This window comes from Pseudoalteromonas sp. DY56-GL22 (genome assembly GCF_041414715.1).
Lineage (GTDB): Bacteria > Pseudomonadota > Gammaproteobacteria > Enterobacterales > Alteromonadaceae > Pseudoalteromonas > Pseudoalteromonas simplex.
In genome coordinates this window covers 1-513 of the sequence record NZ_JANHZR010000035.1, presented here as the reverse complement: position 1 = coordinate 513, position 513 = coordinate 1, and the positions used below count along the sequence as shown (strand labels likewise).

The window sequence follows — 513 nt, the reverse complement described above, 5'->3', positions numbered from 1 at the left end:
TATAAAATTCTAAAGCAACTTGGCTTTAGTTGGATCACAAGCCGCTCTAAACACCCAAAACAATCATTACAGAGCCAAGAGGCTTTTAAAAAACTTCCAGCTGGAAACGATCCTTCACACACCAGGACACCTTCCTCTTGATCGGATCGACGTATGGTTTCAGGACGAAGCACGATTTGGCCAGCAAAATCCGACTACGCGCATTTGGGCTGAAACAGGCACTCGGCCACGGATTGTAAAACAACAGCAATTTGACTATGGATACTTATTTGGCGCGGTATGTCCAGCCACAGGCCAAACAGAAGCGTTAGTTAGCCCATTCGTAAATAAAGAAGCAATGACGCAGCATATGCGCCAGATATCACACGCGACACCTGTTGGAAGACACGCTGTCGTGATAATAGATGGCGCAGGCTGGCACACATACGATACAGCTGCAGAATTTAAAAACCTAACCCTGATAAAGCTCCCACCTTATTCACCAGAGCTAAATCCAATAGAGCAAGTATGGAG

At 45.8% G+C, this 513-nt stretch carries 1 pseudogene; it reads left to right on the top strand.

What is annotated here, in order from left to right:
- Positions 1 to 513, top strand: a pseudogene (locus NO991_RS20580) (IS630 family transposase); the annotation flags it as partial.